At 72.0% G+C, this 16,906-nt stretch carries 12 protein-coding genes and 1 tRNA gene; 9 read left to right on the forward strand and 4 right to left on the reverse strand.

Features of this window, described 5'->3' with window-relative positions:
• Positions 1-125 precede the first annotated feature (125 nt).
• Entirely contained in the window at positions 126-1,121 is a 996-nt protein-coding gene (locus FRCN3DRAFT_RS0218210) for an AAA family ATPase (protein ID WP_232794073.1), read from the forward strand.
• Positions 1,118-5,674 carry an FxSxx-COOH system tetratricopeptide repeat protein gene (gene fxsT / locus FRCN3DRAFT_RS0218215; RefSeq protein ID WP_007516491.1) on the forward strand — a complete coding sequence of 1,519 codons (4,557 nt, stop codon included), beginning with the start codon at positions 1,118-1,120 and terminating at the stop codon, positions 5,672-5,674. The genes FRCN3DRAFT_RS0218210 and fxsT overlap by 4 nt, the downstream gene beginning before the upstream one ends.
• A 76-nt stretch (positions 5,675-5,750) precedes the next feature.
• Here the strand turns inward: fxsT and FRCN3DRAFT_RS45065 are convergent, their stop codons facing one another.
• Both FRCN3DRAFT_RS45065 and FRCN3DRAFT_RS55155 read right to left on the reverse strand, forming a co-directional pair.
• Complete coding sequence (locus tag FRCN3DRAFT_RS45065) at positions 5,751-7,598, reverse strand: HEXXH motif domain-containing protein (RefSeq protein WP_007516490.1); 1,848 nt, start codon at positions 7,596-7,598, stop codon at positions 5,751-5,753.
• A 74-nt stretch (positions 7,599-7,672) separates the two neighbouring features.
• Positions 7,673-7,846, reverse strand: a complete 174-nt coding sequence (locus FRCN3DRAFT_RS55155) for a hypothetical protein (RefSeq protein WP_007516489.1) — start codon at positions 7,844-7,846, stop codon at positions 7,673-7,675.
• A gap of 421 nt (positions 7,847-8,267) precedes the next feature.
• On the opposite strand from FRCN3DRAFT_RS55155, the gene FRCN3DRAFT_RS45070 reads away from it, so the two are divergent.
• From FRCN3DRAFT_RS45070 to der, 7 genes are all read left to right on the forward strand, one after another.
• Positions 8,268-9,242, forward strand: coding sequence for a segregation and condensation protein A (locus tag FRCN3DRAFT_RS45070; RefSeq protein ID WP_007516488.1), 975 nt, complete (start codon positions 8,268-8,270; stop codon positions 9,240-9,242).
• Positions 9,239-10,075, forward strand: coding sequence for an SMC-Scp complex subunit ScpB (gene scpB, locus FRCN3DRAFT_RS53155; protein WP_007516487.1), 837 nt, complete (start codon positions 9,239-9,241; stop codon positions 10,073-10,075). The genes FRCN3DRAFT_RS45070 and scpB overlap by 4 nt, the downstream gene beginning before the upstream one ends.
• Positions 10,076-10,184: 109 nt before the next feature.
• On the forward strand, positions 10,185-10,958 hold the full coding sequence (locus FRCN3DRAFT_RS0218240; RefSeq protein WP_007516486.1) for a pseudouridine synthase: 774 nt from the start codon (positions 10,185-10,187) through the stop codon (positions 10,956-10,958).
• Positions 10,959-10,996: 38 nt separating this feature from the next.
• Entirely contained in the window at positions 10,997-12,148 is a 1,152-nt protein-coding gene (locus FRCN3DRAFT_RS0218245) for a prephenate dehydrogenase (protein WP_007516485.1), read from the forward strand.
• A 235-nt stretch (positions 12,149-12,383) separates the two neighbouring features.
• A complete protein-coding gene (gene cmk / locus FRCN3DRAFT_RS0218250) occupies positions 12,384-13,166 on the forward strand; it encodes a (d)CMP kinase (RefSeq protein ID WP_007516484.1) in 783 nt (260 codons plus the stop codon).
• Positions 13,163-14,116 (forward strand): lysophospholipid acyltransferase family protein, encoded by a 954-nt coding sequence (locus FRCN3DRAFT_RS45075; RefSeq protein WP_007516482.1) that lies wholly within the window; start codon positions 13,163-13,165, stop codon positions 14,114-14,116. Before cmk ends, FRCN3DRAFT_RS45075 begins: the two co-directional genes overlap by 4 nt.
• A gap of 51 nt (positions 14,117-14,167) precedes the next feature.
• Positions 14,168-15,550, forward strand: a complete 1,383-nt coding sequence (gene der, locus FRCN3DRAFT_RS0218260; RefSeq protein ID WP_007516480.1) for a ribosome biogenesis GTPase Der — start codon at positions 14,168-14,170, stop codon at positions 15,548-15,550.
• Between the two features lie 388 nt (positions 15,551-15,938).
• On the opposite strand, the gene FRCN3DRAFT_RS0218265 is transcribed toward der, so the two are convergent.
• Both FRCN3DRAFT_RS0218265 and FRCN3DRAFT_RS0218270 read right to left on the reverse strand, forming a co-directional pair.
• Positions 15,939-16,012 (reverse strand) — tRNA-Pro (locus FRCN3DRAFT_RS0218265).
• Positions 16,013-16,341: 329 nt separating this feature from the next.
• Positions 16,342-16,824 carry a hypothetical protein gene (locus tag FRCN3DRAFT_RS0218270; RefSeq protein WP_007516478.1) on the reverse strand — a complete coding sequence of 161 codons (483 nt, stop codon included), beginning with the start codon at positions 16,822-16,824 and terminating at the stop codon, positions 16,342-16,344.
• Between the last annotated feature and the right edge of the window lie 82 nt (positions 16,825-16,906).

Raw genomic sequence — 16,906 nt, forward strand, 5'->3', positions numbered from 1 at the left:
TTTCCGGGCAGAACCCACCTCGGTGGTGGTTGTTCCAGGGCACCGGCGAGCCCCTTTCCGCGGCCGAGCGCACACGGCGGTGGCCGAAGCCGCCACCGTGGCGGGCGTTCGGCGGCGGTCCGGATGTGAAGACTCCCCCGGCCGACCCGGTGGAGAGCAGGCGCCGTCTCGGCACGGTCGCCGCTCGTCAGCTAACGGCCGCCCAGCTGTCCGTCATTAATGCGGCGATCTACCTGCGCCGGCCCCTTCTGGTCACCGGCAGGCCGGGTGCGGGGAAGTCCAGTCTGGCCTATCTGATCGCGCTGGAGTTGGGGCTTGGGCCGGTGCTGCGCTGGCCGGTGACCAGCCGCACCACGGTGCGCGCCGGTCTGTACGACTATGACGCCATCGGACGGGCGGAGGCGATCGCGCAGGCCGGCCACGAGCTGGTCTCGCCCAGCGCGGGGCCTCGGGACGGTACCCATCTGGCCAAGGATGCCGTCCCGGCGGTACGCCGCAAACTGCGCCCGTCCGCGGCTGGTCCGGTCGTGCCGCCGCCGGTGGGTCGATTCGTCACCCTGGGGCCAGTCGGGACCTCGCTGCTGCCGAACACGACGCCCCGGGTGTTGCTGGTCGACGAGTTCGACAAGAGCGACTACGATCTTCCGAACGATCTCCTCACCATCTTCGAAGACGGCGAGTTCGACATCCCGGAGCTTGTCCGGGTGCGTGACGCCGAGCCGGAGGCGCAGGTCTACACCGCCGACCGGGGCGAGACCGCCCCCGTTCACGGCGGCATCGTGCGCGCGCGCGAGTTCCCGGTCGTGGTCATCACCAGCAACGACGAGCGGGAGTTTCCGGAGGCGTTCCTGCGGCGCTGCCTGCGGTTGGAATTCGACATTCCGGATACTGAGGCGCTCGCGGATCTGGTCGCGGCTCATTTCCCACGCGGGTCGGAGGCCTACCAGCAGATCATCGACGAGTTCGTCGCCCGTCGCCGGCAGGGCCTGCTCGCGTCGGATCAGTTGCTCAATGCGGCGCACCTGCTCGACGCCGGCGCTCTCGACGGTGACGAGAACCTGCGCAAGGAACTGTTGGCCGCAATCTGGCGGCGCCTCGATCCCGTGGCCGACGCGGAATGACCGGGTTTGATCCGGCCGGCGACCAGCCGCGGCGCTCGGTGGATCCGCGGGAGCTGGCGGATGCCGTGTGGCTCGCGTCCTATCTGGATCCGGTGCCGTCCCGTCGCGCGGCCGCCCGGCCGGTTTCCGACCGGACCCGGCCGGCCAGACCGGGCCCGGTCGGCCGGACGCCCGCCGTGCCGAAGCCGGGCGCGGACCACGTCGCCGATCTTGCCGTCGTGGGAGACGTCCCCGGCGGTTCGGTCGCCCCCGATGGTTCCGGCGGTCCGGGCAGCCGGCGCTCTCCGGACGCCACGGGCGGGTTGGGCGGACTTGCCTGGGCAGTCACGGAACGAGGCCCGGACCCCGGGGAGGTCGGCGCGGACACCGCTGGCACAGCCGCTGACACTCCGGATGCGTCGAGTGGAGCCAGAGGCCGTGCCCACCGTGGTTCCCGTGGCGCCGATGACGATCTGCTCGACGCATGGTCGGCTGGCCGAATCGGCCCGGCGGCCGACCGGGTCAGCCGATCACCGACCGGTGGTCCCGTGCGGAGAGAAACCGTATGGTCGCCTGCGGTTTATCCGGCTCTGACCGAGCTCACCGGGCAGTGGCGCGGTCTGCGCCGGGCACTCGGCGGTCTGCGCCGGATGGTGGCATCGGCGCACGACGCCGAGGTGGACGACGAGGCCACCGCAGAGTGGCTGGCCAGGGGCAGACCCCGGCCGGTGTACCGACCGGTGCCGGAACTGCGCTACGAGCTTGCCCTGGTGGTCGACGACAACTGGACGATGGCGATCTGGCGCGACCAGATCCGCCGTCAGCTGGCGATGCTGGAGCGGCTGGCGGTCTTCCGCGACGTCGGCGTCTACTACCTCGACACGGACGTCGCCGAGGGATCAGCTCTGCGGTTGCGCGGCACCGCCGGGAGCGCAGGCGAGCCTGGTTTCTCCCCGGCTCGTCTGCACGACCCGTCCGGTCGTCGGATCATCTGGTTGCTCACCGACGGCCTGGGAACAGCCTGGCGGCGCGGTGTCGTGGACCCGGTCCTGTGGGCCTGGGCGCGTCGGCAGCCGACGGCCGTGTTGTCGGTGCTCCCTCGCTCGACGTTGCGTCATGGCTGGCTGGAGGTGTGCCAGCTCGAGGAGTATCAGGATCTTCCCCGGTCTACCGCCGAGGCGGTGCCGCTGCTGGACGCCGATCCCGGATCGATCCGGCGCTGGGCCACCCGGCTGACGGATACGTACCGGGGCGATCCGGAACGGGACGACCTGCCTGTCGTAGTCGTCGGTCCGGTGGCTGAGGATCGTGACGACCGCGGCTTCGACGGCTGGGACGGCGAGAACGAGACTCCGGCCACCCGGAACGGGTCACTCGCGCGCCGCCGGGTGGAGCGGTTTCGCGCGACGGCCAGCCCGGCGGCCTTCGACCTCGCCACGCACTTGGCCGCCACGCCCATCACCCGGTCGATGCTCGGACTGCTGCTGCGCCGAGCGGGACAGTCCCATCGCTCGGCGCTGGCGACGCTGGCCGAGCTGTTCGCGCACGGGCTACTTCGGCCCGTCGAGGGTCTCGGCGGCGACGAGTGGGTCGTCGCCTATGATTTCCTTCCCGGCCTGCGGGAGAGCCTGCTGTCGTTCCTGCGCCGGTCGGACACGATGCTGGTGATGCGTGCCGTCGGGGAACATCTGGGCGCACGGGTGCCGGCGGTGCGTCACCTGGACGCGGCTCTGGACAATCCCGAGGATGCGCCGTTGCCGGATGTGGTCGCCGAGACGGAGCATTTCCTTGCCGTCGAGGCGGCCGCGCTCGGCGCCCTGTCGGGGACCTATCTGCCGCGCCACCGTCGTCTGCGGCTGGCGCTGCTGCGGTATGCCCACGCCGACGGTGCGGGCATCAAGACATCAGGCTCCAGACCACATACCCTGTCCCAGGTGAGCCCCGATGAGGCGTCCGCGCCGCCGCGTCCGCGTACAGGTGCCGCCGAGGACACCCCGGTCTCTGTCACGAGACCTGCCCCCACCATAGGAGAATCCTTGACCTCGACCACCCACGCGCCCTCGCAGGTTGAACGGCGGACGCCTCGTAGGCCCATTATCTGGGGAAATGTCCCGCCGCGCAACCTGCATTTTACGGGTCGGGTCGAGCTGCTGGAGAACCTGCGGGCGCGGATGGCGGAGGGCACGACGGCGGTGCTTCCGGAGGCCCTGCACGGAATGGGCGGGGTCGGCAAGTCCCACCTGGCTCTCGAATACGTACACAAGCACGGCCGAGAGTACGACCTGGTCTGGTGGATAGCCGCGGAGCACGCCGCCCAGATCGGTGCGTCGTTCGTGGATCTCGCCCAGCGGCTGAACCTGCCGGTGAGCAACGAACAGAACACCGCGGTGCCCGCCGTGCTCGACGCGTTGCGGCTTGGGAAGCCGCACGAACGGTGGCTGCTTATTTTCGACAACGCGGAGGACCCGCGCGTCGTGCAGTCCTTCTTCCCGGAGAGCGAGACCGGACGGATCCTGGTCACCTCCCGCAACCCGAACTGGGACGAGGCGGCACGCCCGCTGCGGGTCGACGTGTTCGACCGCGCCGAGAGCGTCGAGCTGTTGCGCAAGCGCATTCGCGAGCTGACCGACGAGGACGCGGACAAGCTGGCCGCCGCGCTCGGCGACCTGCCGCTGGCCGTCGCGCAGGCCGCGTCCTGGCTGGCCGAGACCGGGATGCCCGCGCAGGAGTACCTCCGGCTGTTCGAGGAAAAGCGCGCCGAGCTGCTCAGCACCTCGCCGCCGGCCGGGTACGACCTGCCGGTCCAGGTGGCCTGGGACGTGTCCCTCGACCGGCTCGCCGAGACCAATCCTTCGGCGATGAGGCTGCTGCAGGTGTGGTCCTTCTTCGCCCCGGAGCAGATACCCCGGCAGATCTTCCGGGGCGGCCGTGCCGTGACGACCGTGCCCGACCTGGACGCCGCGCTGCGCGATCCCATCAGGCTGAACGAAGCCATCCGCCAGATCAACAAGTACGCGCTTGCGCTGCTTGATCCGCAGCGGAACACCATCCAGATGCATCGCCTGGTTCAGCGCGTCGTGCAGAGCAGGATGACGTCCGACGAGCAGGCGATGATGCGTCGCGCGGCGCACCTGCTGTTGGCCGTGAACGACCCCGGCGAGCCGGGCGACCCGCGGAGTTGGCGGGACTACGCCGAGTTGTATCCGCACCTCATTGCCAGCAACGCGGCCGAAAGCACCGATCCATGGACGCACGACCTGCTCATCAACGAGGTCATTTACCTCTACAAGTGGGGTGACCACGAGCGCAGCCTGGAACTCGCCCAGAAGGTTCATGACACCTGGGTGACCACGCTGGGCGAGAAGGCGCCGGAGACCTTGCGCCTCGCCGGCTGGCTCGGCTGGATGTACTTCGTTCTCGGGCACTACGAGGACGCCGCACGCACCAACACACGCCAACTGGCGCTCTGCACCGAGGTGCACGGCAACGACCATGTCGAGACTCTGCTCGTGATGGGAAACGGCGTCGTCGACCGGTTGGTGTCCGGTGACTTCGGCGACGCGCTTCGGCTGGCTGAGGACCGGATGGCCCGCGCGATGCGGGCATACGGTGAAGACAATGAGGAAACCCTGAAAGCGGCGCACGACAGGGGCGTCGCACTGCGGTACGTCGGGAGGCCGGAGGAGGCGCGGCGACTCGACCAGGTCACCTGGGATCGCCGCGTCCGGCTGCTCGGCGAATATCATCTCGACACGCTGCTTACGCTGTCGTCCCTCGCGGTAAACGAGCGTGAGCTGGGGAACTACCTCGGGGCGTTGCACCGTCACGAGGAGCACGTAGATCTGCTCATCCAGGCCGTCGAGGGCCGACAGGATCACTACCAGGTGCTGCTGGCACAGGCCCTGCTGGCGGTGGCGCGCCGCAAGGCCGGCCGTCATAGTGAAGCGCTCGAGCTCGCCGAAGATGTCCAGTTCCGTCTGAACCGTCGCTATGGCAAGGACCATCCGCGCACGATCGCCGCCTCGCTCGCCCTGTCGGTGGACCTTCGCCATGCAGGCGAACTGGCCGCGGCGCAGGAAATGTGCGAGGCCGCGCACCGCCGCTACGAGCGTGCTTTCGGTGAGGCTCACCCGTTCACGAGCGCGGCGACGCTCGGCCTCGCGATCATCTTCCGGCTTTCGGGCCGGCCCGAAAAGGCCCATGAGCTCGACGTCGCCGCACTCGCCGCGCTCGAGGCCCGGCTGGGACCCGACCATCCCTACACGCTGACAGCGGCCACCAACCTGGCCAGCGACCTGTTCGCGCTGGGCGATTTCACGCAGGCGCAGGTGAAGGACGTCGACACGTTCGAGCGCTCGCGCCGGGTGCTGGGTGACGAGCATCCGGCGACGCTGGTGCTCGGGGCGAACCTGGCCATGGACCTGCGCGCGGTGGGCCGATCCGAGGAGGGCGAGGACCTGGCCGGGCGCACGGTTCTCGCGCTGGGCCGGGCGCTGGGCACCGATCATCCCGCGACCCGGGGCGCCGCGAGCGCAATACGTAGCGACTGCGACATCGAGCCGCTGCCTTTGTAGGGCCAGAGGCGCGACTCGATTCCACGAGAGTCGCGCCTGGTCTCCGTGCGCGGTCGGCGCACGAAGCTCGACTTGATCAGGACAACTGTCGGCCGATCCACGCTGCGAGAGCCACCGGCGGGGGGGCCGGGGCGCCATCGGTGGCGATGACTCTTGCCACCGCGGCCACCACCTCCGGCCGCTCCCGCAGTGCTTGCGCGCCGGCAGCCGCGTCCTCATCGCCTCGCACAGAGCCCAGCACCCGCGCCAAACCGGTCCAGGCGCCGGCCCGGGGGCGCCGGTGGGCGAGCTCGGCCAGGTAGGCGGCGTGGGCCTGGCCGCGCCAGCCGGCGAGCAGCGCGAGGTCGGCCGCGGCGGCGCCGGGCACGCCTGGGGGTTTCCGCGCGGCCAACGAGCGCAACCGCTCGCGGTCGGTCAGCCAGATCCGCGTGGCCGCGGCGAGGCCATCGAGATCACGCGCCGTCGGATCGGGCGTAGTCGCCTGCGGCGCGTACCACGTGCCGCGGCTCGCCGCGTATGGTCGCAGCGGTGCTGGAACTCCCGCCCTCCAGGCGTCGGCCAGCTCCGCGACGAGCTCGCCCGGCGGAAGCAGGTGGTGGATCCGCCAGCGGTCGTGGTGGTCGCGCGCGGCTGCGACGGCAAGCTTTTCCAGGTCGTGGGGAACGGGCTCATGCAGCCAGCCGGCCACCGTTGCCGCCACGCCGTCGAAGAATCGCGCGCCAAACGACGCGATCCGGCCGTCCGCGCGCAGCCGGCGAAGCGCCGAGTGGACCCGGCGCCGGCACAGCGCGAATTCGAAGTACGCCCTGGCTGCCTGCACCCCCGTTTCCTGGTGGGCCCGCCGGCGCCAGAATCCAGCGACACCGTAGAAGGCGAAGGTGCCCTGGGCGAGGCTGACCAGTGGCCGCGGATCGTCCCGCCAGGGCGCGTAGAACACCTGGTCGTCGAGGGAGTCCGCGTCCGCGTCGACCAGGTCCGCCAGGTGCATGAGGACGCCGAGCTGGGCGTGGTGGAACTCGTGCACCAGCGTGGCGGCGAGCGCCTCGGCATCGTCCGGCTCGGATACCACCACGGCACCGAACGCGTCGCCCGAGGACGCGCTGAACGACCGGAACTGTCCCTCCCCGGGGAGCGGAACGATCGTCATGGTCGCTGCCGCCAACGCGCTCGCCTGAGCTGGGTCGGTCGCGCGCAGCAGCTCCCACGCCTCGTCGAGCAGCGACTCCCAGCGTCCCAGCGTCCTGCGCGGCGTGGGCGCCGGGCGGGCACGAACGCCGGCCAACATGCGATGCGGACTGGAGTCGTCGAGATCGATCAACAGTCTGTCCGTCGGCGGACCGAGCCGCAGCCACGACGTCGACCGCCAGGTCGCTCCGCCCGAGTCGTTCGGCGGTGCCTTCCGACCAGTGGTGGGGCCGGCGCGCCACCGCGGTGCGGCGACCCAGAACGCCCCGTTCTCGGTTCCGACCACCACCGGTTCCCACACATCGCGATAGGGACCGCGGGCGCAGCCGAGCGTCGGCAGCGGCACGTGCCCCAACCAGGCGGGAACCGCCAGCCGCGCGTGAATACCCGCCCGCACGGCCGCCGCGGCGGCGATCGCGTGGAGATACCCAACGTCGGCCCACAACGGGGCATCGGCGGGGAACCCGAGTCGCAACCGGCGCAGCACATACGCGGCCCAGGCGCCGACCTGAGGGCGCTCGATGACGAAGGCGACCTGGTCCGAATCCGCCTGTTCCGCCGCTGTCAGGACATCCCAGGCCTCATCGACGCCGAGCAGTGGGCCGGCCGCCGTCTCGCCGTTGGCCCGCGCCTCGTCCAGCGCGGCGCGCAGCAGGACGGCCCGGTGGTTGCGCTCGGCAGCCCGCAGCAGCGCGCCGGATACCGCGTCCGGCCGGCCCGCCGCAATCTGGTCGACCATCGCCCAGGGCACCTGAAGCCCTACGACGGCACGCCCCTGAGAGAGTGGCGGGGCTGGCGACGGTTCGACCATCGTCAGTCGAGCCGCCGGCTTGCCGTGCTCAGCCGGTCGTCCGTTGTCCTGATCCGTCTCGTGATGCGGGTGAGCCCGGCACGCAAGGCCTCGTCGTCGTACTCGCGAAGCTCGGTCAACGACAGCTGCGTGAGGTCAGGGATGTCTGACGTGACGACGTCGTCCACCACAGCCACAGCCGGCTCCTTTCGCAGGCCTTGGCCCGAGATGTGGGCGCCGCCGCTCTCTCGACGTGAGCCTGATGACAGGCAGTACTGATGGAACGGGCGGCTGTGTCACGAAGTGTCGCACATCGTGTCGCTAGGTGAGATGAAATGTCGCGGCAGAGTCGCGGTTAAACGCGCATGGATGGGACTCGGGAGATCTACGGTCATGTGCGTTGAACCGGTGCGTCGACGCATTGCGATGGATCGCCCACAGCGTTGTCGGAACGTCCCACCAGGTCCGCCGAGGTCCTTGGCCGGTCGGGCGTGTCGACGGATGGCGGGTGATCGGCGGTAGCGTGGCGCTGTGACGTCCGGCCGCGCACCCATCTCCGCGGGTGCCGTGCTGCGTGCTGTACCTGACGACGCTGGCCGAGGCGATGAGGCCGGCGAGATGGCCAGCACCGTGCCACCCGGCGACGGAATCTCAGAGCAGGACGCGCCGGCCACCGCTGGCGGGGCGTCTGGTCGTGCCCCGGACGGGCTGCTCACCGGTCGCAGTGGCCGCTCCGACGCGTTCGTCGTCGAGCTGGAGAACTTCAGCGGCCCGTTCGACCTGCTGCTCTCGCTCATCGCCAAGCACAAGATGGACGTCACCGAGGTGGCGCTGGCTCAGGTCACCGACGAGTTCGTGGCGCACATCCGCCGGCTCGGCGACCGGTTCGACCTCGGGCAGGCCACCGAGTTCCTGGTGATCGCCGCGACCCTGCTGGACCTGAAGGCGTCCCGGCTGCTGCCTTCGTCGGGCAGTGAGACAGACGACGAGGATCTGGCCCTGCTCGAGGCACGTGACCTGCTGTTCGCCCGCCTGCTCCAGTACAAGGCCTACAAGGAGGCCGCGGCGATCTTCCAGACGTTGATGACGCTGGAGGCGCGGTACACCCCGCGGGCGGTGCAGCTGGAGCAGCGCTACGCCGCGGCGCTGCCCGAGGTACAGATCACCATCGGCCCGTCGGAGCTGGCGGCGCTGGCGGCGAAGCTGCGGGAGCCGGTGCTGCCGCCGCTGGTCGCCACCGACCACGTGCACGCCCCACGGGTGAGCGTCCGCGAGCACATGCTGGTCGTCATCCAGCGGCTGCGGGAGCTGGGCGTCGCGTCGTTCCGGACGCTGTGTGTCGGCTGCCAGGAGACGATCGAGGTCGTCGCCCGGTTCCTGGCGCTGCTGGAGCTGTTCCGGGAGGGTCGGATCTCCTTCGAGCAGGACACGCCGCTCGGAGAACTGCTGGTGCGCTGGTCCGAGCAGCAGCCGGAAAATCCAGATGTGGGCGGCGGTCTGGCCCCGGTCGCGGAGCTGGTCGCCCGTAGCAGCTTCGACGAGGACGAGGACAACGCGGACGAGGATCGCGTGGACGACGAGGAGGGACGTTGACCGAGGGCACCGGCGAGACCGAGGACGGCATCCCTCGGCCGCGGATCACTTCTGAGGAGCTCCCCGAGCCGTCAGCCGACGTAGCAGGCACCGGCAGCGGCGTCGGCACTGCCGAGCCCGCCGGCACCGCCGATGCGCCGGACGGTGTCGAGGAGGTGACGGCCGACACGCCGGCCGCGGTCGACCCGCCGGTCTCCGGCTCGGTGGAGGCGGCAGGCGAGGCTCCGGCTACGGACGTCACGGACGTCACGGACGCGGCGGGCATCGCGGACGACCTCGACGCGGCTGGCCGACCGCCGCTGCGGATGCTCGTCGAGGCGGTCCTGATGGTCGCTGAGAAGCCGGTCGGTGTAGCCGAGCTCGCGACCGGCCTGGCGGCGCCTGCGCTGGACGTCGAGCAGGTGCTCGCCGAGCTCGCCGGCGAGTACCGCCGCGACGGGAGGGGCTTCGACCTGCGCCACGTCGGCGGCGGCTGGCGCTTCTACACGGCGGAGGACTGCGCGCCGTGGGTGGAGAAGTTCGTGCTCGCGGGGCAGATGTCACGGCTGTCGCAGGCCGCGCTCGAGACCCTCGCGGTCGTCGCCTACCAGCAGCCCGTCAGTCGCGGCCGGATCTCGGCGGTGCGCGGCGTCTCCGCCGACGGCGTGATCCGGACGCTCACCGCTCGGGGGCTGGTCGAGGAGGCCACCACCGACCCGGAGACCGGCGCGATCCTCTACCGGACGACCGACTACTTCCTGGAGCGGATGGGCCTGCGCTCGCTGGACGAGCTCCCGCCGCTGGCCCCGCTGCTGCCCGGCATCGACGACCTCGAGGACATCATCGCCCCCTGACATCCATCACCCCATCGGTGGGCGGGGCGCCAGCTATGGGGAACGCCGTGATGAACTGGAAGGGGTGACCCGCGGGCGACGAGGCCGGCGGGCGCGGTGAAGGACTGTGGTGGAAGTGGAAGCGGTGGCGACGGTGGTCGAGACGGACAAGCCCGAGGGGATCCGGCTGCAGAAGGTGCTGGCGGCGGCCGGGGTCGGCTCGCGCCGGCACAACGAGGAGCTGATCGACGCCGGCCGGGTCCGCGTCGACGGGAAGGTCGTCCGTGAGCAGGGCCGCCGCGTCGACCCGGAGACGGCGGTCATCGAGGTCGACGGCCAGCGGGTCGTCACCAGGACCGGGCTGATCCATCTGGCGTTGAACAAGCCGCGCGGCGTGCTGTCGACCATGTCCGACGACCAGGGGCGCCCGACGGTCGCCGACCTGCTGACCGAGTTCGGGTCACAGGCCGGCCTGTTCCACGTGGGCCGGCTCGACGCCGAGAGTGAGGGCCTGCTGCTGGTCACCAACAACGGCGACCTGGCGCACCGGCTCACCCATCCGTCCTACGGCGTGCCCAAGACCTACCAGGTCGAGGTGAACGGCCCCCTCCGCAAGGAGACGCTGCGCTGGCTGCGGATGGGCGTGCAGCTCTCCGACGGGCCGGTGCGGGCGGACAACGTGCGCGTCATCGACCAGGCCGGTTCCCGGGTGCTCATCGAGCTGGTGCTGCACGAGGGCCGCAACCGGGTCGTGCGCAGGTTGATGGACGAGGTCGGCCATCCGGTGCAACGCCTGCTGCGTACCGAGTTCGGCGTGGTCCATCTCGGCAACCTGCGCTCGGGCCGTGCCCGTCACCTCACCCGCTTCGAGGTCGGCGCCCTGCACAGCGCCGTCGGCCTGTAGCGGTGACCGGTGGTCCCGCTGTGCCCGCCGAGCCAGCTGTGCCCGGCGAGCCGGTCGCCGGCCGGGCGACGGCGGCGAAGCCACGCGCGACCGGCGTCGCCGCGGCGGAGCTGCCGCGCCGCGTCGGCATCGTCGGGTCCGGCCTGATCGGCGCCAGCATCGGGCTCGCGCTGCGCCGTGTCGGCGTGGAGGTGCTGCTGCGGGACACCGACCCCGAACAGGTCAAGCTCGCGGACGCGATGGGCGCGGGCACTCTCTGGCAGGGCGAGCACGTCGACCACGCCGTCATCGCGGTGCCGCCGCACGCGATAGCTCCCGAGCTGCGCGCCGTCCAGCAGGCCGGCCTCGCCGTCACCCTCAGCGACGTCGCGAGTGTCAAGAGCCGGCCGATCGCGGAGGCGGTCGTCGCCGGCGTGGACCTGACGACGTGGTGCCCGGCGCACCCGATCGCCGGCCGGGAGCGAGGCGGCGCCGCCTCCGCGCAGGCGGACCTGTTCGCCGAGCGGACCTGGGTGCTCTGCCCGATCCCGCACACCTCGGCGGCGGCCGTCGCCGCGACGGAGGCGCTCGCCCGGGCCTGCGGCGCGCTGCCGGTGCGTGCCACCCCGGACCGGCACGACGAGGCGATGGCCACGCTGTCCCACCTGCCGCAGGTGGTCGCGAGCCTGCTCGCCGCCGCCACCCCGCGGCTGGCGCCCGGCGAGATGGCGCTGGCCGGTCAGGGGTTCCGGGACACGACCCGGCTCGCCGAGTCGGACCCGGCGCTGTGGTCGTCGATCCTGGAGGGCAACCGCGGGCCGGTCTCGGCGCACGCCCGCCGGCTCGCCGCCGAGCTCGGCGCGCTGGCCGACGCCCTCGACCACGCCTCCGAGGCCAGTGTGACCAAGGTCGTGACCGACATCATGGAACGCGGCCGGACCGGGCGGGCGCAGCTGCCGAGCAAGGCGGGCGGGCGCGCGGGGCGGCCGTGGGGCTGGGTCGGCGTCGTGCTCGACGACCGGCCGGGGCAGCTGGCCGCGTTGCTCACCGCGGTCGGCGGCTGGGGGGTCAACCTCGAGGACGTCGCCCCGTTCGAGCACAGCCTCGAGGCGCCCGCCGGCGTCGTCGAGCTCGCGGTCGCGCCCGACGAGGCTGGCGAGCTGGTCGACCGCCTCACCGCGGCCGGCTGGGCGGCCTATCGCCGCTCCTGAGCCAGCCCGGCCCGGTGAACCCCCGACCCGCGAACCCCCGGCTCCTGGGCCTTCTCCGGGAGGCGTGGCGGCGGCGTGGGTCTTGTCACCGGCACGCCGCCTCGGGACGTGCCGCCGGTCATGATCCGGCCAGGCCGAGTAGCCTGATCCCGGCCACGGCGAGTATCGGCGGGTAAGGCGGTACCGGCGGGCGTGGGCGCAGATGCGCGAGGGACGTCCGGACGGAGGGCACGGGGTGGAGCACGACCACGAATCCGGTTCGCCAGCAGGCGGCAAGGCGGCGGCGGCCGGGCGTGGCCCAGGGTTGGTGATCGCGGTCGACGGCCCCGGCGGCTCGGGGAAGTCCACCGTGGCCAAGGCGGTCGCCCGTCGGCTCGGCCTGCGCTACCTCGACACCGGCGCGATGTACCGGGCGGTGACCCAGCTCGCGCTCGAGCAGCGCGCCGACCTTGAGGACACCGAGGCCGTCGGCCAGCTCGCCGAGCGGGCTACGATCACCCCGGGTACCGACCCCGACGGCCCGACGATCGCGGTCAACCAGGTCCCGGTCGACGCGGAGATCCGCACCCGGGCGGTGACCAACGCCGTCAGCGCCGTCAGCGCGGTCGCGGCGGTGCGCCGCAAGCTCGTCGCCCAGCAGCGGCAGATCATCGCCGACGCGGTCGAGGCCGCCGGCGGCATCGTCGTCGAGGGCCGGGACATCGGCACGGTCGTGGCCACGGACGCGCCGGTGAAGGTGTACCTGACGGCGTCCACCGAGGTGCGGGCGCTGCGCCGTTCGCGTGAGCTGGGGGAGAAGGGCGTCGACGACGTCGCCCGCACGCTCGCCGAACTCGGTCGGCGCGACGCGCTGGACAGCACCCGCACGGTCGACCCCTTGCTGGTCGCCCCGGACGCCATCGTGCTCGACTCGACCGGCATGTCCATCGACCAGGTCGTCGTCGAGGTGCTGCACCGCTGCGACGAGGCGGGCTTCGTCGTGCCCACGGTCGCCGGCACGCCCGGAGCGGCGTCATGAGCACCGACGACGACGGCGTGCCCGCCGATCCGGCGCCCACCTTCGTCACCGAGACCGCGGAGCAGACGGCGCTCCCGGCGGCCGGCACCGAGCCGTCACGCGCCGGCGCCATAGCGCCGGCGAACGTCCCGGCCAGCCAGGTGGCGGTCGCGGTGGAGCCGGTGCCGGCGGTCCTGCCGCCGTCGGCCGGCGAGAGCCGGCTGACGACCGGGAAGGCGCCCGCTCTCGCCACGGCGAAGCCAGCGCATCGGGGCGCCGAGTCGCCGCGGTACAACGACATCCTCCACCGGCTGCTCAAGCCGCCGGTACGCTGGGTACTCAACCACGTGGTGATGCGGATCCGCCTGGAGGGCGTGGCCAACGTCCCGAAGGGTGAGCCGCTGATCCTCGCGGGGAACCACTCGAGCTGGCTCGACGGGCCGCTGGTCGTCATCGAGTCGCCGCGCACGGTCCGGTGCCTGACGAAGGTCGAGATGTACAAGGGCATCGTCGGCTGGCTGCTGCGCCTCGTCGGGCAGATCCCGATCGACCGTGGCAAGGCGGACCGGGTCGCGCTGCACACGGCGCTCGACGAGCTTGCCCGCGGCAACGTCATTGGGGTCTTCCCCGAGGGCACCCGCGGCAGCGGCGAGATGGCTGCCGTGCAGCACGGCATCGCCTACCTGGCGGTGCACGGCCGCTGCCGGGTGCTGCCGGTGGCCTGCCTCGGCACCAGCGACGCGCTGCCGAAGGGCGCGCGCTGGCCGAAGCGGTCGGCGCGGGTGCGGGTGGTCTTCGGTGAGCCGTTCGCCGTGGAGATCCCGGCGAACCCGCGGTCGCGCAAGGCGCTGGCCGCCGTCGCGGAGGACATCCGGGTGCGGCTGGCCGACCATCTGGCTGCCGCCCGCGCCGGCGCCGGGGAGCAGGAGATCGCCGCCGGGAACACGGAGGCCGGGCAGCCGGCTGAGTAGACGAGGCGGCACGGGACGGACGACGCGGGAACTACAGGAAGCAGTACGACGGTGACGACACAGGACGACCCGAGCCAGGACAGCCCCGCCCCGGGCACCGCTTCCGGGGGGCAGCCGGTGCTCGCCGTCGTCGGCCGGCCCAACGTCGGCAAGTCGACGCTGGTGAACCGCATTCTCGGCCGGCGGGCGGCCGTCGTCGAGGACGTCCCCGGCGTCACCCGCGACCGGGTCGCCTACGACGCGACCTGGTCGGGCCGCCGGTTCACGATCGTCGACACCGGCGGCTGGGAGCCGGACGCGAAGGGTCTGGCGGCCCGGGTCTCGGCCCAGGCGCAGTCCGCGCTCGCGACCGCGGACGCGGTGCTGTTCGTGGTCGACGCCGTCGTGGGCGCGACCGACGCGGACGAGGCCGTCGCCCGCGTGCTGCAGCGTTCCGGGCATCCGGTGGTGCTCGCCGCGAACAAGGTCGACGACCAGCGGCTGGAGTCCGACACCGCTGCCCTGTGGAGCCTGGGGCTGGGGGAGCCGTATCCCGTGTCGGCGCTGCACGGCCGGGGCAGCGGCGACCTGCTCGACGCTGTGCTCGTCGCCCTGCCCGAGGCGCCGCCGGAGCGGTTCGAGGAGGAGGACGGCCCGCGCCGGGTGGCGCTCGTCGGCCGGCCCAACGTCGGCAAGTCCAGCCTGCTCAACAGGCTCGCCGGCGAGGAGCGCTCGCTGGTGCACGATGTCGCCGGCACCACCCGGGATCCGGTGGACGAGGTCGTGAGCGTCGCCGGGCAGCCGTGGCTGTTCATCGACACGGCCGGCCTGCGCCGCCGGGTCGGCCACGCCAGTGGCGCCGAGTACTACTCGTCGCTGCGCACCGCCGCCGCGATCGAGGCCGCCGAGGTCGCGATCGTCCTGCTCGCCGCGGACGAGCCGCTGACCGAGCAGGACCAGCGGGTCGTCCAGATGGTCGTCGACGCCGGCCGGGCCGTCGTGCTCGCCTTCAACAAGTGGGACCTGATCGACGAGGACCGCCGGCTCACCCTCGAGAAGGAGATCACCCGCGACCTGGCCCGGGTTTCCTGGGCGCCCCGGGTGAACATCTCCGCGCGCACCGGCCGGGCGACTGACAGGCTCGCTCCCGCGCTGCGCACCTCGCTGGAGAGCTGGGGCACCCGCATCCCGACTGGCCGGCTCAACGCGTGGCTCGGTGAGGTCGTCGCCGCCACCCCGCCGCCCCCCCGCGGCGGCCGGATCCCCAAGATTCTCTTCGCCACCCAGGCCGGCGTGCGCCCCCCGCGCTTCGTCGTCTTCTCCACCGCCTTCCTGGAGCCCGGCTACCGCCGCTTCCTGGAGCGCCGCCTCCGCGAGGACTTCGGTTTCGTCGGCTCCCCGGTAGAGGTCTCCGTCCGAGTCCGCGAACGCGGCGACCGCAACCGCGACCGCTGACCCCAGCCGGAGCTCCGCCCCCAGTCACCACGCCGTGGGAAGCCACTGATTTCCAACAGAAACGGCAAGGGCCGCTGGTCGGCCGACCAGCGGCCCTACCCATGTTGTCGGCTCATGGGCGGGAGTCCCGGCCCGACGCTGGGGCTCAGCGGCTCGCCCCGGATCACCATCGCGCCTTCCGGGAAGCGAGCCCGAAGGGCAGCGACCGCCCCAACCACGCAAAACAGTGAGGGCCGCTGGTCCACAGACCAACGGCCCTGCACATCTCATCCGACCCCAAAGGTGGGGGCGCAAGCCCCGACATCGGGGCCCGGGGGTCACCCCCCGGAGCAACATCGCGGCCTACGGGAAGCTGCTCGAAGAGCAGCGAACAGCGTTCCCCAGCCCGTCGGGACGACAGGATTTGAACCTGCGACCCCTAGACCCCCAGTCTAGTGCGCTACCAAACTGCGCCACGTCCCGAGTGCACCGCCGCCGGCCCGGAAACCGTTCCGGCGACGAGGAACACCTTACCTGATCTGCGGGCTCTGTGGTTCACGGGGGCCCGTGGAGCCCGGCGGTTCGGGTCCGTGGCGGTGGGCGCCCCGACAAGGTCGGGGCGCCCACCGACGGTGGTCACCGTGGGCCGCGCGGTACCGGTCCGGCCAGGCGGAGTGGGCGTTCGCCAGGCCGGAACCGGCGCGCGCGGCGGTCTGTCCCGCGGCGGTCCGGACCACTAGGGCCGGATCGGCCGGGACAGCCGACGTCTACCGTCGGGCGGCGCCTCAGCGGGGCCGCTGTGGACGGCTGGGTCAGATGGTGCCCTGGTTGCGGCGACGGTTCGCGACGCCGACGGTCAGCAGGATGGCGCCAAGGCCGGCGCCGGCCAGCGGGAGGACGGGGGTGGAGTTGGCGGCCATGCCGCCGCCACCCGCGGCGACGCCGCCGGCGCCAGCGCCGCCGCCGCCCCCGACTCCCACCCCGACGACCCCGACGCCGACCGCGCAGCGGTCCCTGTCCTTGTCGTCAAGGATGCCGTCCTTGAACCAGTCGTCATCCTTGTCCCTGTCGCCAAGGATGCCGCCGTCCTTCCCGTCCTTGCCGTCTTTCCCGTCCCTCCCGATGCAGTCCCTGTTGTCCTTGTCCTTGTCGTTCAGGATTCCGTTGTCCTTCTTATCGCCGTTGCCGTCGTCCAAGGCCTGCGCGATCCCGAGGCCGGGCCCACCGATAGTGAGGATGAGGCTCGCGGCGCCGGACAATCCCAGCAAGGCCGCACTACGTCCCAGGCCCTTCATCAGGTCCCCTCTCTCGCAGATTGTGACCGTCACATGACTGCGAGCGCCACCATAGCTACTCCGTGGCCGAATCCTGAGCAGC

This window comes from Pseudofrankia saprophytica, from assembly GCF_000235425.2.
In the GTDB taxonomy this organism is placed as follows: domain Bacteria; phylum Actinomycetota; class Actinomycetes; order Frankiales; family Frankiaceae; genus Pseudofrankia; species Pseudofrankia saprophytica.

What these genes read in the sequence shown, in the direction of transcription:
- FRCN3DRAFT_RS45065 (WP_007516490.1), bottom strand. Translation starts at nt 7,598, where the DNA reads ATGGTCGACCAGATTGCGGCGGGCCGGCCGGACGCGGTATCCGGCGCG.
- fxsT (WP_007516491.1), top strand. Translation starts at nt 1,118, where the DNA reads ATGACCGGGTTTGATCCGGCCGGCGACCAGCCGCGGCGCTCGGTGGAT.
- FRCN3DRAFT_RS45070 (WP_007516488.1), top strand. Translation starts at nt 8,268, where the DNA reads ATGGCCAGCACCGTGCCACCCGGCGACGGAATCTCAGAGCAGGACGCG.
- FRCN3DRAFT_RS0218270 (WP_007516478.1), bottom strand. Translation starts at nt 16,824, where the DNA reads ATGAAGGGCCTGGGACGTAGTGCGGCCTTGCTGGGATTGTCCGGCGCC.
- FRCN3DRAFT_RS45075 (WP_007516482.1), top strand. Translation starts at nt 13,163, where the DNA reads ATGAGCACCGACGACGACGGCGTGCCCGCCGATCCGGCGCCCACCTTC.